Below are 17,741 nucleotides of genomic sequence, written 5' to 3' on the forward strand. Positions count from 1 at the left end.
TCTTCCTATTGTGTCCTATGTGTCTATTGTGTTTTAAAGCTCACAGGGCAAAATTGACAATAAGAAAAATAAGGAGAGATTAGAACTTCATGCACTTAACCTTCTTCTCATAATGCCTGATTCCGGCTTCATTGCAGATTCCCCGGATAAATGTATCAAACATCACATCGAATAAAGTATTGAAAGAGATTTCATCATTAGGAAAGAAATCGGGATTGTGCAAGTCAATCAGTCGGCTGATATAAATGCGTGAGACAAGTTCGGTACTAAGATCTTCACGATAGATTCCCTGGTGTATCCCATGCTCAATATTTCTGCGGATTTTTTCAAAGACAAATTTTATTCTTTTCTCAAAGAAGTTTTGCCTGGCTTCCGGGTAATAAATTCTTAAGTCGAAATTGAAGGAAGGCTGAATGTCTTTGAATCTCTTACTGATCTCTTTACTCACGAACAGTAATCCATCAATGGCATTCATCTCACTAAAACTGAAATTGGAAAATATAGCTTCAAGACTTTTCTGCTCATACTCCAGCACTTCCTCTACAAGGCCTGCCTCATTGCCAAATGAATCAATCAATGTTTCTACAGGTTGTTCAAGGTCAGTAGCAAGTGTGGAAAAACTGAATTCTTCAGGTTGATACCTGGAAAGATGCTTCCGGATATTTTCAATAAGGGAGACGACGGAATCCTGCATAAAAAATTGAAAAGGTAGGACCAATAGAATGCGTAAAAGTAAGCATTAAAAGCTTTCGAAATAAAGAGAAAAAGGAATCGATAAATGCCTAGACGGACAATGGTTACAGAGTTATTTACTTTTGATACACGACTTTCCTCTGCTGGTTGATTCCATTCCCTTTCAGGGAAAAATAATATACTCCGGAAGAAAGATTGTAGGCATCTGGATAGAAGACTTTAATGTATTTTCCTCTTTCTAACCATTCACCATCAATAAGGCTGGCAACTTTTCTGCCATGGATGTCGTAAATACATAGACTGATCTTATTTCCAGTACGTAACTTAAAAGAAAAAGCCGTACTCTCCGTGAAAGGATTAGGGTAATTCATCTCTGTAGCAAGTGGACCTGCTTCCGGCTCTTCCAATGAAGTTTGAAGGGTATCGACAATAGCTGTGTATATAGAAAGATCAAATTCATCCAGCCTGGTCCAGATGGGTCGTATTACTCCATTATGCGCAGTTATGCATGTGTAGTCACCAAAGAACACGGATGCACTGGGTATAAAAGGACTATCACTCACCTTGAAGTTGCTGAAAGTTAACCCTCCATCTGTTGAAAATGCAAGAAAGACATCAGTTTGATTATCATTATAATTCCTTCGGTCATAGAATACAACCCATATATATCCAGTCTCCTGATCAACCGTCATCCAATTGAAGAATTGTTGCTTGCCGGGAACATCATCATTGACCCTGATGGCTTCACTCCATGTATTTCCTCCGTCGCTTGATCTTGACAGCCAGACATCGGTATCATTAAGCCCATTCCTTTGATCACTCCAGCTGATATATACATTCCCTCTACTCGGACCATTACTTAGGTCACAAGCCGTTATAGGCATCCCATTTGCCCTGTATATACCGGGGATGGCATAATCCCACCCTCCTGGCATTTCATTCACAAAAATGTCATGATCAAGCCATGTTGAACCACCATCAAGGGAACGGTCGAATACAATGCCTGCCGGTCCGGCCCAGGATGTGTATATTTCTCCATTGGGCCCAATTGCAGGAACGGCTCCCTCTACTGTGCTGTCACTATCGACACAATTCCCTGAAATTTCACTGATGGTTTTGGCTTCTGTCCAACTCTCGCCCTGATCCGATGACTTGGAGAATCGAATGACTGTTTTCTGACTGGTATCTGCAACTCCATAACTATCAAATTGGGTCCATGTGACACATAATTCGTTATTAAAAGGATTCACAGCCACCCATTCCTTATCTTGCTGCTTGGGATCATTTTTGCCAATACCGGAACCATTGTTCCATGAGAGTCCGTTATTAGTCGAACGCTGACAAACAATCCTGTCTAACCACAAAGTAGGCTGCCCTTGTGGACTGGACAAATGAAAGTAGTAAAAATAGCCGGCAGTATCAATAACCAGGCAGGGGTCACCATAAACACCCAATGTTGACTGTAAGGCTCCATTCCCCCAGGTATAACCTCCATCATTTGAGTAATAAAAGGAACTTATATTGGCGCCAGCCACCAATTGACTGGTATTTTTTTTATTCATGTAGATGGAAGGCTCATTAGGCCAGTTCTGATCACTGATCAAAATATTGGGATATTGCCCAAACATAATGTTCGGGTTAAAAGCAAGCAAAATAAGAAACGATAAAATATATTGTATCTTTTTCATGCAAAATTGATTGAAAGGAGTTATGGTGAACACTGAATATGTTCGAATACAGAGTCCAACAAAGCAAAATTACAACAATTGACTGGCTGTATCCAATATTAAATTTTCATCTTTAAGTTGGTATGGAGATTTGAATCTATAAATTTGCATGGCCTTCCATATGTATTACTCGTTAATTCTGAAACAGATTTTGTTACTTCCTTGTTTATAATAACAAGTAATATAGTATTTGATTAATCTAAATTTGAACACCATGCCGAAAGAAACGAAGGGGATGAAGATAGGAATCCTTACTGCAGGAGGAGATTGTCCGGGGATTAATGCAGCAATTCGGGGGGTAGGAAAGACAGCTATCTACGAATATGGAATGAAAGTGTATGGTATCTCTTCCGGGTTCAGGGGATTGATTGATAACAATTACGCTGAACTGGATGAAGCGCAGCTGTCAGGCATCCTTACACTTGGAGGAACTATTCTGGGGACATCCAGGGATAAGCCTTTTAAGAATGATCCTACTGTTGAAAATAAATTGCCGAAACTGATCAAGAAAAACTACCAGGACCTTGGCCTTGATGCATTGGTAGTTATCGGGGGTAATGGATCCATGAAGACTGCTCATAAACTGAGTCTTGAAGGACTAAATATTGTCGGGATTCCTAAAACCATCGACAATGATGTCTGGGGGACTGATGTTTCATTTGGTTTTGATTCTGCTGTTTGGATTGCTACAGAAGCGATTGATCGGTTGCATTCAACGGCAAACTCACATAAACGTATAATGGTTATCGAATTAATGGGACATAATGCCGGCTGGCTTACCTTATATTCAGGAGTTGCAGGTGGTGGAGATGTGATCCTGATTCCTGAAATCGATTATGATATGGAACTGGTAGCCCGTTACCTTGAGAAAAGAGCTAAGAATAATAAACCTTATTCTATCGTTGCTGTAGCTGAAGGAATCCGACGTCCAAAAGGTGTTTCAGCCGCAGCCTATGTTTCTCAGTTTATTAAGGAAATCACAAAACTGGAAACGAGGGAAACAATTTTAGGATATATTCAAAGAGGAGGTACTCCCACACCAATGGATCGGATACTCTCTACCCGATATGGGGCCAAAGCAGTGGAATTTATCGCTGAAGGTAAGTTTGGGATAATGGTTGCAAAATCGGGTGAACATATCGTGCCTGTCCCATTGGAAGAGGTTGGTGGGAAAGTGAAATTGGTTCCTGCTGATCATTCACTGGTTAGAAAAGCCAGGAAAATGGGGATTAGTTTCGGAGATAGGAAAATGTGATTTCGCTTAACTTTTGTAATCTAAGTGTTTGATTGATCAAGCTTTCTTACTCACCTGCTTTCTGAAATTTTCTTGTAAGTTGAGAAGCCTGATGAAGTAAAAAAGGTTGAACCCTGCTAGGGGTCCAAATCTTTCTCCTCTTTCGGTTATTGATATTTGACCCTTCGGGTCGGGAGGCTTCGCCTTGTTTGCGGTTATTGATATTTGACCCTTCGGGTCGGGAGGCTTCGCCTTGTTTGCGGTTATTGATATTTGACCCTTGGAGTCGGGAGGCTTCGCCTTGCTTCGGTTATTGATATTTGACCCTTGGAGTCGGGAGGCTTCGCCTTGTTTTCGGTTATTGATATTTGACCCTTCGGGTCGGTAGGGCTTCGCCTTGTTTTCGGTTATTGATATTTGACCCTTCGGGTCGGGAGGCTTCGCCTTGTTTTCGGTTATTGATATTTGACCCTTCGGGTCGGGAGGCTTCGCCTTGTTTTCGGTTATTGATATTTGACCCTTCGGGTCGGGAGGCTTCGCCTTGTTTTCGGTTATTGATATTTGACCCTTCGGGTCGGGAGGCTTCGCCTTGTTTTCGGTTATTGATATTTGACCCTTCGGGTCGGGAGGCTTCGGCTTGTTTTGGTTTTGTATTTGACCCTTGGGTCGGGAGGCTCGCTTGTTGCGGTTTTGATATTGACCCGGGCGGGGCGGTGCGGGGAGGCCTTGGTTTTGATATTTGCCCTGGGTCGGGAGGCTTCGCCTTGTTTGCGGTTTTGTTTTGCCTGGGTCGGGAGGCTGCCTTTTGGGTGGGCGGGCCGGGCGGGGGCTCGCCTCTTTTGGTTATTGTATTTGACCCTTGGGTCGGGAGGCTTCGTTTTTCGGTTATTGATATTTGACCCTTGGTCGGAGGCTGGTTTTGCTTATTCTCAAAATATTGACTTTCCTAATCCCGAAGGGATTAAATATCAATAATCCAAAGAAGAATGAGAAAATCCAACCCCGAAGGGGTTGAATCCTTATAACAGATATTTGTCGTCATAAGTAATACCATGTTCTTTTAAGAGTGATATATATTCGTCTATAAAATTGTGTTTCATATGATGGGCTCTTTGATTCTCTACATAATTAATCAAATTTTCCTTTGCTGAAATAGAATACGTAAATGCTCCATAGCCTTCTTGCCATCCTTCAAATCTGCTAAAGACTCTTTCTCTGTGAATCCAATCTGATGTTCCTAGTTTGATGTCTTTTACTAATGAACTTAATGCAACAGAAGGATGTAGATGTGTTATAATATGTATGTGATCTTCCACCCCATTTATTATATATGGATGACATTTCTTATTCTCAAGAATTCCCCAAGTGTATTTGCTTAGTTCAGAGTATTTATCTAAGGAAAGGGTTCTTGTTCTTCTTTTTGTTGAAAAGACAATTTGATAGAGAATTTGGGTGTAAGTACTCATTTGGCCTTGATATTAAAAATTAAAACAAATAATGAAATTATTTTATCAACTAAAATTTAAGTTCATTCTTTTACAACTTATGTACCAAAAGTTTCCATTTTCAGACTTATTCTGAATCATTTCATGATTCGCTATCTCAAGTATAACTTTCTTCAGAAGACTATCTGGTAATATTGATATTTGACCCTTCGGGTCGTGGGGCTAGCGCCTTGCTTCGGTTATTGATATTTGACCCTCGGGTCGGGGGGCTTCGCCTTGTCCCCCCTTTTTTCGGTTATTGATATTTGACCCTTCGGGTCGAGGCCGAATTTTTTGCTTATTCTCAAAATATTGACTTTCTTAATCCCGAAGGGATTAAATGTCAATAATCCAAAGGAAAATGAGAAAATACAACCCCGAAGGGGTTGAATTAATGGTGTAGAAATGGCCTTTGATATACTGAAAAGTAAAAGTAATTTCGATAATAGAAGAGAAATTTGTCAGGCACTAAAACCCATCCTGCTCCCCATTTTCACCATCCTTGGCTGTTTTTTTATTATAATTGTTGATCTTTAATTGGATTCCAGCATATAATACCCTCGATTCCCGGTAACGTTTACTATCGATTGTGAATCCATTCCCATAGGTAGATTCATAGAAAGTACGGGTGTTGAAGACATCCGTAAGGCGTAGTGTAAAAGTGAGTTTATTTTTAAGGAAATCCTGTCGGAATGATGCGTCGGCAAAATATTGTTCCTTATGGTATTCCTGGGATGATCGTGTTGGGGAATTGTAGGACCCAATCAACTGAAAGGATCCATCTTTCCATGGGATAAAACTTAAATTCAAACGGCTGGTCCAGGAAAAACGATCAGTTCCTAAAATATCTTCTTCTGGTATTGAACTCACATGTGATTGGAAAAATGAGATGTTGGAATTGATCCGGATCCACTTAAAAGGGTTAGCTGAAAACACCCATTCCATGCCATAAGAGGAAGCTGTATTAATATTCATCGGCATAGTGAGGGTGCTTCCATTTTCCTGCAGTCGGCTGATATCTTCCACTACATCTTTTGTGGAACGATAAAAAACAGTGCTGTTAATGGAACTGTTATCCCAGAATTTTGAAAAGCCGAATTCAATGGAATTTGAGAACTCTGGCTTGAGTGCGGGATTCCCGGTCTCAATATTCAGGGAGTCGGAATAATCGATATAAGGATTCAATTCCCGTGGGGAAGGCCTTTCGATCCTTCGGCTATAACTTAGCTGAAGCTCTTTTTGATTTCCCAGGTCATATCCCAGGTGGACTGAAGGATAGAATTGGAAATAGGCACTATTATAATCTTGTTGTGTGATTTCTACCTTGGATTCTGTAAATACCTGCTCTAATCTTAACCCTGCCTGGTATTTTAATTTCTTATAAGAGTTGGCATAAATACCATAAATGGCATACTGCTGGTCGAAGTAATCATAATAGTTCTTTAGTAATTCCTGAGATTCCCAGCTTTGGGTTGAATCTTCAAAGTTTTTGTATTCATACCTCATTCCCATATCTCTTATTGTTGCTTTATACCCGGCTTCGATTCGGGATCCACTCAGCATTGGATAAGTATAATTGCCCTGAAAGGTATAGACTTTATTGTTGTTCCGTGCCTGGTTATCTTGTAGAACTGGATTTCCAATGGCAGTACCCTCTTGTGAGGTAAAATCCTGTTGACTGATCAGACTGCCATTATTCATGCGATTGGAACTGATAATGATATCATTGGTAAACTCACGTCCTTTCTGAGGGAAGCTGTGTTTGAATGATGCTGTATATTCGTTTGAGTTAATGGATCTCAAGTTGCCAGTAGCCCTTTCAAAATACCTGAGAAATAAACCTTCACCATTTAATGAGAGATTCCTCATGTTACCATCGGATCCAAATTCCATTTTGCGTCGTTGAATACTTAAGGTTAGAGTATTTCGGGGATTCATAAGGTAATCGATCCCTGCATTAACACTCCCCATATTTCTTTCAAAAGTACCTTCCTGGTTTTGAATCAGCACATTAAGAACATCATTGTTAGTAGTATTACGTGTGTTATCAGTGGAGGTCTTCATTTGATTCATACGGCCATCGGCATTCACGAATAGGTTAAAATGATCATGCCTGTAATTCAGGTTCAGTGACCCATTATATTTCTCGCCTGTTCCTGCATTGGCTGAAATCATACCATTGAAACCCTGGAGTGCTTTTTTCTTTAATACAATATTGATAATTCCTGAAGTGCCATCCGGATCATACCTTACCGACGGATTAGTGATCACTTCAACACTCTCAATGGCAGAGGCGGGAATTTGGTTCAGGACGTCACTTGCAGCTATCCCAGCCTGGCTTGAAGGTTTGCCGTCAATCAGTAAAGTGATGTTTGAATTACCCCTGAGGCTTACATTTCCTTCTGCATCTACCGTGACTGATGGTACATTTTCCATCACATCAGTTGCTGTCCCTCCACCTATAGCCATATTTTTATCTACGGTAATTATTTTCTTATCAAGGTTGCTGGTGATCATTGCCTTTTCAGCAGTGATCTCTACTGTTGACAAGGCTGATGCCTTAGGTTTTATGAAAATATCACCTAATAGGATATCAACACTGGAAGCTGAGATTTTCAGGTTTGGGAATAGTGTATTTTCATAACCAATGAATTGAACCTTAAGGTAATAATTACCGGGTTGTATTTTATCAATCAGGAATTTTCCCTTAGTTCCACTAATTGTGCCAGTGACCATAGAACTGTCGGATGTCCTGAAAAGAATGATATTGCCATACTCAATATGCTCTTTGGTTTGAGCATCATGCAATGCTCCGCTGATCACACCGAAGCCTTCTCCATTAGCATTCTTGCCTGTAGCAGGTCTTCCCGGGTTTGACTGACCAATAATGATAAGAGGTAGAAGGACAGTAAGTATTGAAGTTAATAACTTTAAGTGAAAGGAGTGAGTCATGCAGCAATTTATCAGGAGTAGTAATAATTCTTTGAGACAATGGATGAGCCTTATAAAAATATCTGTCTCAGTAAAGTTAGACCTGCTTTTTGATTCCAGGTTTAATGCAATCTATTTGAAATTGAGTAGAAACCAAACAAATCATTTGGCTTTATGCCCATGCAAAATTATAGCTTTTGCGCAGCCTGTTGGTGCTTTAACTAATTTTTAACAAGATATAACGTTGAAATTGCATTTTTCGAATCCTGGTCATTTTAATTCAACGGCATAAATGGCTCTGCAATTATATCGCTATACAGTTTCAATGGGATGTAGTATAAAAGTAAAATGATGGAGTAGAAATTCCTATTTGGAGTTAGCCTGCAAGGGTAACTCATTCATTTCTGCCTGCAGTAGCCCAAGATTTTCCAGAATTCTTACAAATTGATGATATTCAACTGGTTTTACAACATATGCATCTACTCCGAAGTCATGGGCTCGTCGGATATCCAGATCTTCATTGGAGGAGGTAAGCATAATTACAGGTATTTTTTTTAATTCTTTTTTTTGTTTCATGTATTCAAGGACTTCAATTCCATCCATCCTTGGCATTTTAATATCAAGGAGAATTACAAATGGCGTACTTTCCTTACGGTCTTTGTAAATGCCTTTGTATTCCAGATATTCTATAGCATCAACACCATCTCTTACGATCACAATTCTATCTGAAAGGTCAAATTCTGATAAAGCTGAAAGGGTTAGTTCAATATCATTTTGACTATCCTCAACCAGCAGGATTTCATTAAACTTCATATGAATAAAAATTAATCAATTCTTTGGTATTGAAAAATAAAACGAAGCCCCTTGATCAGGAATTGACTCTGCCCAGGTTCTGCCACCATGCCTTGAAACTATTCTTCTGACATTTGCAAGACCTATTCCGGTTCCTTCAAAATGATCAGAAGAATGAAGGCGTTGAAATACACCAAATAATTTCTGCACATATTTCATGTCAAATCCTATACCATTATCTTTTATGAAGAAAACATATTCAAGCTCTTCTTCAGTTACGCCTATTTGTATTTCAATTTGAGATTTATCCTTACTATATTTTAATGCATTGGATATCAAGTTGATCCAAACTAACTTAATTAAGTTATGATCCCCAAAAACGACCGGAAGATTAGCAATCTCCCATGTTACCGGATTTCCAGTGTAGTTATCACTACTGGTATGAATAACCTCTGCTACAATGGTATTCATGTCAAAAGCTGATTTCTTCAGATCTGTTCTTCCGGTTCTGGAGAAATGCAACAGATCATCAATCAGGTTTCCCATAGTTTTTACCGATTGATTGATAGTTTTCAAATAATGGCCGGCTTTTTCAGGCAATTGTTCTCCGTATTCATTGGAGAGGATTTGGGAAAAACCGCTGATGTGACGCAGTGGTGCCCTAAGGTCATGGGAAACAGAATAGGAAAATGACTCGAGTTCCTTGTTAGCTTCTTCTAGCTGCAATGTCCGGTCTTTCACTCTTTTATCGAGTTGGGTATTGATTTGGATAAGCTCTTCCTGGACTTTATTACGCATAATAGCTAAACCGATATTGGTTCCAAGTCCTTCAAAAAATGGGATAATTCCTTCTTTGAATACCTGGGTCTTATGATCATTTAACTGGATTAAACCAAGAATTTCGCTGCCAGACCGAATTGGTATCAGCGCAACGGACTCATATCCTATGCTGTTACAATAATTTCGGGTCCTTTTCAGTTGGTCGGTATCAGAGGTAGACTGAAGTAATTCAGTCGTATTGTTAGATTGAAAACTTCCCCCATTGGTAAAGTATGCTTGACTATTATCAATTCTGCCTTGCAAAATATTCCCACACATACATTCCAGTAGTATCTCTCCATCAGGATTTTTTAATACTTCACCAGTTTTTTTATCATAATTACAGAGGTACCGTTCATGATTAACAAAATTGGTTTCGAAACCTACTGTGCCGGCATAAGGGAAGTCATCCCCCTCTTTGAGGCGAATCCCTACAGCCTCAAAGCCACTATGCTTCTTAATTATTGTAACAAGAGCAGGAATTAAAGTTGCCGTGTTTTTGTTTTCATTAAGTTCCTTTAAAACTTCATGTCCCAGGCGCTCCAGATTTTCAGCTTGTTTTCGTTCTGTTATGTCAATGAAGGTTGCAAGGAATCCGTCTGCATAATCGATTCCGGATACTTCGAAAACCTTTTTTTCGCCATTTTTACATTGAATAATTACCTCAGATGCGGCAACCGCTGTTTTATTTAATGATGCTTTAGCTACAGCCTGATTCCAGTATTCCAGGTTGGATTGACGATATTTCGGATCAGGATATGCAGTTTCCCACCAGGTGGTTAAATCGGGAATTTCTGCATCGGTATATCCCATTTTTTCAATGAACTTTTGATTTCTGAAGGATATAATCCCTTGGTTATCAACATAGGCTAAGGGGTATGGGACAAGTTCAAGCAACATCCTGAAGCGGACTTCATTTTCCCTCAATTCATTTTCTACCTTTTTGCGCTCTGTAATATCACGTGCAATACCTACAAGTTCAATAACATTGTCCTCATTCATCACGAGGCTTGAAGCTACCTCAGTCCATATATTAGAGCCATCTTTTGTGGTAAGATTCATTTCACGCACCGTGCTTGGTTCAGAATGATCTCCCTGTCGAAACCTTTCAATCGCCCTGTTGAAATCTTGCATGGTAGATTCATATGAGTCAGGTGACAGCACATCTTTAAGGCTCTGATTCAGTACTTCCTCCGGAGTATATCCTCTTAAGATCTCGACAGAAGGACTTACATATTTGAACTTTAAAGTATTTGTGTCTATAACCCAAATGACATCAACCATTCGTTCAGCTAATAACCTATATTGTTTTTCGCTCAACTCAGCTTTGTATTTAGCTTCCAGTAATTCTGATTCACTTAAAACCTGGTCAGTAATATCCCTGATAAAGATTGTGGCACCGATAATCTGCTCATTGCTTCGAATTGGATTCAAATGATAATCCTGATATTTATCAATGGATTCGTTTTGTTCAATCACCGAAAAAGTTTTACCTGTTAAGGCCTTGTCAATGGTTTGTTTAGTTTTTGATATCAATGGAGCCGGAACGATCTCAAGTATATTGTCTCCAAGTTGGATATCCAGTCCGGTCAGGTTTTTTATCTGTAGCTTGTGGTATTCATTAAATGCGGTATATCTGTACTGAGTGTCCACTGAAAGTATGTCTATTTCCTTGGCGCTGTTAATGAGAGCAGAAAGCATTGTGTACTGAGACTCAATAACTTCCTGGTTACTGCGTTTGTCAGTGATATCAAGTGAAAGAATAAAAATACCTTCCGGTACCGGTTGAATGCTAAAATCAAACCAGGCCATTCTATTATCAGGAAAAATGAAACTGAATTCCCTGTGTATCATTATTCTTTCTGTCATACATTGATGCAAAACCTGGTACATTTCTGTACTTTCAAAATCCGGGAAGAAATCTGTCACTTTTTTGCCGATCATATCCGCATAGTTCAACCGGCCAAATTCTGCTGCTTTCTGATTGATATAAACATATCTCCATTCTCTATCCAGGATCTGGCAGCCTTCCATCATATTATCCAGTGTGCTTCTGTATCTCTGTTCGCTTTCAGTCAGAGCGATTTCAGACTTTTTCTGATCAGTAATTACATCAAATATGATCACAAAATGCTCAGGGTCCTGGTTATAGGCCATCACCATGTACCACTGATCCAGTGAGTGCAGGTAATACTCAAATTTGATGGGCTTTTTGGAGGAAATTAATTCTTCAAGTTTCCCAAAAACGTTAGCATCTGTTGTTTGGATTTCAGGAATGAGCTCAGAGATCCGTCGACCCTTATAATCTGCAAAACCGGTAAGTGAAATGAAAGCATTATTAACATTAAGTATTTCAAAATCGAGCTGATTCGTTTCTGTATATATGATTTTACAATAGGCATATCCATTTAGCATGCTTTCGAATAAACTTCGGTAATGCTCCTCGCTTTCACGTAATGCCCTTTCTGAGCGCTTTTGTTCAGTAATATCCAATAGCCTGGAAATGATGAATAGCTCACCATGTATTTCAACCAACCGGGAGTAGAGTAATCCGTTAAATTCTTCTCCGGCTTTGTTGATAAATTTTATCTCAAACTTCTCAACGATTTTTTCCTTTTTAAGCTTTTGCTTAAAAACTGGAATCAATCCCGGGTCTTTCCACAAGCCAATTTCTGCAGAGGTCTTTCCAATAATTTCATCTTTTGAATAGCCTGTGACCTCTAACATACTATTATTAACATCCAGGTAAATGTCATCCTCAAAACGAACCAGTACAGTAGGGAAAGCACCTAACTGAAAAAGTTTGCTGAATAATTCTTCAGAATACCTTAGCCGGTTTTCAGCTTCCCTTTCTGAGGTCTGATCCCTGAAAACTAGTATGTTGCCTGATTTTTTTTGATTTGAACTGATGATTTCAGCGCTGCTAACAGCTATAGGAATCGATATTTGTTGATTAGATCTTAAAGTGATATACCTGTTTTTTTCAGAAACTCCTTTTTCATGTAATAAGGATCTAATGATCAGAGAGCTTTCTTCATTTGAATTTTCGTATTTAAGATGCAGAACCTGGTCAAGCACTCTTCCTTTAGCCATCTGATTCTTTCCAACCAGTCAGGCTTTCAGCAACTGGATTCATATTCATAACCTTTTGATCATTGTCGCAGATAATGACTGCATCACCAATGCTATACAACGTGGTACGAAATTCTTCCTCGGTCTCTGAAAGTTCCTTCTCTGCTTTGAACAATTCCCGGTATATATTTCGTTGACGATAACTAAAAATCAATGACAACCCCGCTGTAAGGAGCAAAAGGATTCCTATGACCATCCAGCTGATTAATCTGGCTTTGGAATGTAATTCGGCCAACATCTCTTTCTTATCGACTTTGGTAACCATATACCAGTTAGTGCCTGGAATTTCCCTGAGATCAGAAAAAACCAACACTTTACGGTAATCCGTAGCCTCGCAAATCCCTCTTTTCCCAATGATAGCCTGAACTCCTGCTACTGTAGTATCTGCCAATGGAATACGCAGTGTTAAAGCAGTATTCTTTTTATGGCGAAGTTCGTTAATGAATAAAATTTCATCCCCATCTTTCTTTAGTAATACAGTTTCAGCTGATCGTGAAGGAGTTGGCCAGGATTGTATCATCGGGAAGAGGTCCTTTGCTGGATCCATCTGTAATATCATGTAGGCTACAACTACATCACTTAATAAAACAGGCGCAACAACTTCAATGATTGGCTGATTTTGAATACTGTCGAAGTACACATCTGAACATATAATCCGCTTTAAATCCCGAACTAATAGAATATTTGATAAAGTCTGCTTATTTACCAATGTATGAGAAGAGTCAGATGTCAGCATTAATTTCCCCGAAGTATCAGTCAGGAAAGCTCGTTGATATCCATAGAGTGTTTCATATTGTTCAAGCCTGTTGATGATATTAGAAGTCATCTCACCTGAAGTATTTCCTGAAGCATACAATGCTATCCCTGCCCCAAAAAATTTGCTGTATGCCACGTTGGCATCATGAATTCTAATGGTCCTCCATTGAATAATCTGCTGCGTTTTTAAATCAGCAATCGCTTTAAGTTCATTATACCTTTCTTTGCGGATAAGCCTTTCTTCATTTTTATAATAATATATTGCTGCCAGTATAGTGGTTGTTGCAACAACAGCCAATAATAGAAGAAGGTTCCATTTGCCTAAAAGGATCCTGTACAGATGAGTCTTCATAATTGTGCTGATCAAGTATTATTGTGAAGATTATTTATCAACCTATCTTAATACTATAATATACCATTTGGTAATCAGAATATTAAAGTTAAGGCTAAAACGAGTCAATTGATGAGTTAATTTGGTAATCTACCTGATTTTTAACAATTTAGCTGTGGTAAAGTTTGTGAAAATTGAACTATTCGATATTGATTTTATCATTTCATGTTCTGTAATCCCCATGAACCTTAATATTTCAATGAGATTAATGGGTTACCATTATTTTTTGTTTATGAATCAGCTCCCCATTTTCTTTTTTAATTATCAGAAAATAAAATCCATCATTAAGTAAAGTGGTAGAGATCTGTTTTCCCCTGCACTTCTGAAGCAATTGACCTGATAAAGAATAAAACTCGGATGAAATCTCATTTGATTCAGTCGAAATGTTTAGCAATTGGTTACAGGGATTTGGGTAAACCCTGACAAGGTTATTTTGGGTTACTTCCTGATCAACTGCTGTCTTCTTTTCACTGGACGGGTATCCAAATATTGCTATTTCATTTACGGCAGCATAAACTGAAGCTGACATAGTCAAACGGATATACTGGCTACTGAAATTAGTTTCGTGATACTTCCATGATGTAAAGGCATTACAAGGCTCTGTAAAGAGATAGGTCCATTGTGAAGGGTTCCCATAGGCTACCTCAAGATTAGCCACATTATGCATGTCATGGAAATAGATCTTTTTAATTACATATTCTTCACCCAGGTTAAAATAGACATGGTAGGGGGCAAAAGTCAGGTTATGATAAGGTTTCCATGATTGACTTACAGGATGTTGATTCAAAACCGGATTCAGTGATTGCTCATCCACAAGATAGTTGGGAGATACAGAACTACCATAGGGAGGCCTCACCAAGTCGGTTATCATGGAGGAATTCAATATAATTCGTTGAACTTCAGGGGCATTGAGGACTTCAATCTCCAGGGTGTCTTTGTCAGTGGAACCATAGGTGTCAGTTACGGTTACCAAAATGGAATAGATGCCGGCATCAGAATACGCCGGATGAACCACGAATGTTCCATGTCCATTACTGCCTGGCTGATATTGAACAAAAACAGGCAGAGTGGAATAGCTGATCGTCAATGACTGATTGTCAATATCTGATGCAATAATTCCATAATTCAGATTTTCTCCTTCTGTAATGCTGATAGGAGTGAGTGGGTTAAGTATAGGTGGAGTATTGATAAACACATCATTCACTTTTACAGAAAAGGTCTGTGTTACAGATAGGCATCCATCAGATAATACTACACTGATACCCTGATAATTGCCGGATGCATTATAATCGGGGTGGAAAGACAGGGCAAATGAATTGTTGGTTTCAATAATATCAATAAACTGGGGAGCATTCTGGATGGTTACAGAGAGGCTGTCGCAACCGGGAAAGGCATCATCCTGGATCGACAAGGGGATGAGTAAGGATTGGCCTTCTGGCATTTCAACAGGTTCAATGACTCCAAGAACAGGTGGATTATTGGCAGCTTCCAGGAGGATGATCTCAAATCCATTCACTTTAGCATCATTTTGCAACGGGGTAAAGAGGATATCAATTCCTTCATCCACAACCAATACATCTGATTGTTTTTTGCAAGCTGCAAATCCAGCCTCATTATAGATATTGAAAGAATGAAAATAGATGCTATCTTCAATTTTGATGTCGAAGATTCCAGTGGTATTGTTATTAACTTCCAGGGAGCGTTCTGAAAAATAGAGATTTACCCTGTAGGTTCCGCGGGAGGGAACAGGGTAATTCCATGCCATTGTTTTAGGAGAAGGGCCATAGTGCCTGTAGGGACCAAATAGATTATTCGGTGCGCCGGTTTGATTAGTGCCATTCCAGGAGTGGCTTCCGGTTCCATAACTGAAACTTGTCCCATACACCGGGTCAATTCCATTGTCGAACTGCCAGTTAATGGGCTGGTCTTCCAATTCAGGTCCTGAGCAGTTCACCCTGTAAAGAACCCTGCCCGGGATTAATTCAACCGGTGTTACGAGCAATGCTATTATTGCTGAATCGGGCCTGCCATATCCATCATCCGCTATGACTGTAAAAGTGAAATTTCCTTCATCAGCGAGAAGTGGTTTGAAATCAAGCCATGCACCATTAGTGCCGGAAATAAATCTGGTAAATCCCGGTAGATTAACGAACGAATAACTGATTGGATCATTATCTGCATCGGTAGCAGTTATATCTAAAAGAAACTTGGAAGCTGCCTCCATGGTAATACTTGAAGTCAGCGATAGTGTGGGATTATGATTTGCAGTATCCTTTATAGCCAGCTTGAAAGTTTCCCTTGCGTATTGCGAATTGCTTGAATCCCTTACCCTGATGGTTGGGAAATAAACTCCCTTATTTGATGCGCTGGAAACCAATTGAAGTAATCCATGCCCATTAGTCGTGGGTGTGAAACTCGCAAAGGAGGGAAGGTTAATTACTTCGAAGCTGAGTAAATCATTATCTGGAGTAGTAGCATGAATCGGTAATGAAAGGGTGTCCCCATAAGGAACTATTATGGGGCCAATAGTATCAATAATAGGGGTACCGTTCATCTGATGTCCCAGTCCTGCAATGGGCCCAAGTCCGGAATAAACAACCGGGTTACCTGATTCCAAAATGAATAATCCATTTTGAACCGAGTATAATAATGAATCCATTGTAGTAAACTGATTGCCAAGTGTATCCCAAACTATCGGGTAAGGTTTGCTGGCCCTGGCAAAAGGTAGTGCGGTATTATACTTATTGTCCCTGATATGGATGTCATTTAATTGATTGGCATTCAATATAACTTCGGCTCCATTGGTATTCCTGATAAAATTATGATTGAAGCTTATCGAGGAATTTGCAATATTAAATTCCCTGTTGTCGCAGTAAATCCCATCATTATCAGAAATATAGTTATTGAAAACATCCACATCTCCTGATCCCATGCAGATAACTCCATTTTCCGGAGCATGCATAAAAATATTATTGTAGTACCTTCCAATGGTATTGCCGCCAATCTGGAATACATTCGACTGGGCATATAATCCGCCTAGTCCTGTATAGGCACAGAAGTTATTATAAACCTCAACATCTTCCACGCAATTAGCCACCTGGATTGCTTCCCTCAGGCAATCGGTCACAACATTATTATAAATCCTGACATGCCGAAACTCCATTCCGGGCGACTTCGTCTCTCCAATATACATTCCTTCCTCTACATGATGAATATACATATCATGGATCACCAGGTTGGAGAATATGGGATATGGAACAGGAGGAAAGCCACTGAAGTCTTTTTTAGCAAATATTCCAAAGAATGAGGTATGATGGATTTCGATATTTTCAGCCTCACAGTCACTGCTGTATTCCGCAAAAGCAAGTCCACAGGAAAGAGCACTTAGGCGGAATCCAAAATGAAATTGCGGTGCTCCCCTTCCGGAAACTTTAATATACCGGCAATTAACAAAAGATAAAGCTCCCCAGGTTGTAGTGCTGGCAATATCAACCTGTCCACCTGAATTGATTATAACTATCGGATGCTCAGAATCTCCGGTCAGATCGTTGAATTTCAGGCTTTGTGTTCTGGAAGAAAGAATTTTAATTGTATCACCTCCACCTGGAGCCGGTGTGAAATAGGTAACGGGGACAATTACAGGAGCAGATTGATCAATAATAAACACATGGCCGATTGGCAAGGCAGGTGTTGAAAATAGAAATAGTAAACTAAAAATAAGTGATGCGAAAATAATTTTCGCATGAGAACACGGATTCATGACAGGCTGTTTTGGAATGGAT

General features: G+C 39.5%; 9 protein-coding genes. 1 reads left to right on the forward strand and 8 read right to left on the reverse strand.

Features of this window, described 5'->3' with window-relative positions; all coding sequences use genetic code 11:
• Nucleotides 1–79 precede the first annotated feature (79 nt).
• Nucleotides 80–694, reverse strand: coding sequence for a hypothetical protein (locus IPH84_05385; protein ID MBK7172658.1), 615 nt, complete (start codon nucleotides 692–694; stop codon nucleotides 80–82).
• A 115-nt stretch (nucleotides 695–809) separates the two neighbouring features.
• Nucleotides 810–2,381 (reverse strand): T9SS type A sorting domain-containing protein, encoded by a 1,572-nt coding sequence (locus IPH84_05390; GenBank protein ID MBK7172659.1) that lies wholly within the window; start codon nucleotides 2,379–2,381, stop codon nucleotides 810–812.
• 274 nt (nucleotides 2,382–2,655) lie between these two features.
• Between IPH84_05390 and IPH84_05395 the strand changes: the two genes are divergently transcribed.
• Complete coding sequence (locus tag IPH84_05395) at nucleotides 2,656–3,675, forward strand: 6-phosphofructokinase (GenBank protein MBK7172660.1); 1,020 nt, start codon at nucleotides 2,656–2,658, stop codon at nucleotides 3,673–3,675.
• Between the two features lie 998 nt (nucleotides 3,676–4,673).
• Here the strand turns inward: IPH84_05395 and tnpA are convergent.
• The 6 genes from tnpA to IPH84_05425 form a co-directional block, all read right to left on the reverse strand.
• Complete coding sequence (gene tnpA, locus IPH84_05400; GenBank protein MBK7172661.1) at nucleotides 4,674–5,120, reverse strand: IS200/IS605 family transposase; 447 nt, start codon at nucleotides 5,118–5,120, stop codon at nucleotides 4,674–4,676.
• 486 nt (nucleotides 5,121–5,606) lie between these two features.
• Nucleotides 5,607–8,090, reverse strand: a complete 2,484-nt coding sequence (locus tag IPH84_05405) for a TonB-dependent receptor (GenBank protein MBK7172662.1) — start codon at nucleotides 8,088–8,090, stop codon at nucleotides 5,607–5,609.
• Nucleotides 8,091–8,435: 345 nt separating this feature from the next.
• Nucleotides 8,436–8,882, reverse strand: a complete 447-nt coding sequence (locus IPH84_05410) for a response regulator (GenBank protein ID MBK7172663.1) — start codon at nucleotides 8,880–8,882, stop codon at nucleotides 8,436–8,438.
• Between the two features lie 15 nt (nucleotides 8,883–8,897).
• Complete coding sequence (locus IPH84_05415) at nucleotides 8,898–12,773, reverse strand: PAS domain S-box protein (GenBank protein MBK7172664.1); 3,876 nt, start codon at nucleotides 12,771–12,773, stop codon at nucleotides 8,898–8,900.
• Nucleotides 12,766–13,920: a hypothetical protein gene (locus IPH84_05420; GenBank protein MBK7172665.1), complete on the reverse strand. Its 1,155-nt coding sequence runs from the start codon at nucleotides 13,918–13,920 to the stop codon at nucleotides 12,766–12,768. Before IPH84_05420 ends, IPH84_05415 begins: the two co-directional genes overlap by 8 nt.
• Nucleotides 13,921–14,164: 244 nt before the next feature.
• On the reverse strand, nucleotides 14,165–17,719 hold the full coding sequence (locus IPH84_05425; GenBank protein MBK7172666.1) for a T9SS type A sorting domain-containing protein: 3,555 nt from the start codon (nucleotides 17,717–17,719) through the stop codon (nucleotides 14,165–14,167).
• Nucleotides 17,720–17,741 lie beyond the last annotated feature (22 nt).

This window comes from Bacteroidales bacterium (genome assembly GCA_016707785.1).
Classification (GTDB): domain Bacteria; phylum Bacteroidota; class Bacteroidia; order Bacteroidales; family UBA4417; genus UBA4417.

Coding starts and splice junctions, on each gene's coding strand:
- IPH84_05385 (MBK7172658.1), bottom strand. CDS start 694: ATGCAGGATTCCGTCGTCTCCCTTATTGAAAATATCCGGAAGCATCTT.
- IPH84_05390 (MBK7172659.1), bottom strand. CDS start 2,381: ATGAAAAAGATACAATATATTTTATCGTTTCTTATTTTGCTTGCTTTT.
- IPH84_05395 (MBK7172660.1), top strand. CDS start 2,656: ATGAAGATAGGAATCCTTACTGCAGGAGGAGATTGTCCGGGGATTAAT.
- tnpA (MBK7172661.1), bottom strand. CDS start 5,120: ATGAGTACTTACACCCAAATTCTCTATCAAATTGTCTTTTCAACAAAA.
- IPH84_05405 (MBK7172662.1), bottom strand. CDS start 8,090: ATGACTCACTCCTTTCACTTAAAGTTATTAACTTCAATACTTACTGTC.
- IPH84_05410 (MBK7172663.1), bottom strand. CDS start 8,882: ATGAAGTTTAATGAAATCCTGCTGGTTGAGGATAGTCAAAATGATATT.
- IPH84_05415 (MBK7172664.1), bottom strand. CDS start 12,773: ATGGCTAAAGGAAGAGTGCTTGACCAGGTTCTGCATCTTAAATACGAA.
- IPH84_05420 (MBK7172665.1), bottom strand. CDS start 13,920: ATGAAGACTCATCTGTACAGGATCCTTTTAGGCAAATGGAACCTTCTT.
- IPH84_05425 (MBK7172666.1), bottom strand. CDS start 17,719: ATGAATCCGTGTTCTCATGCGAAAATTATTTTCGCATCACTTATTTTT.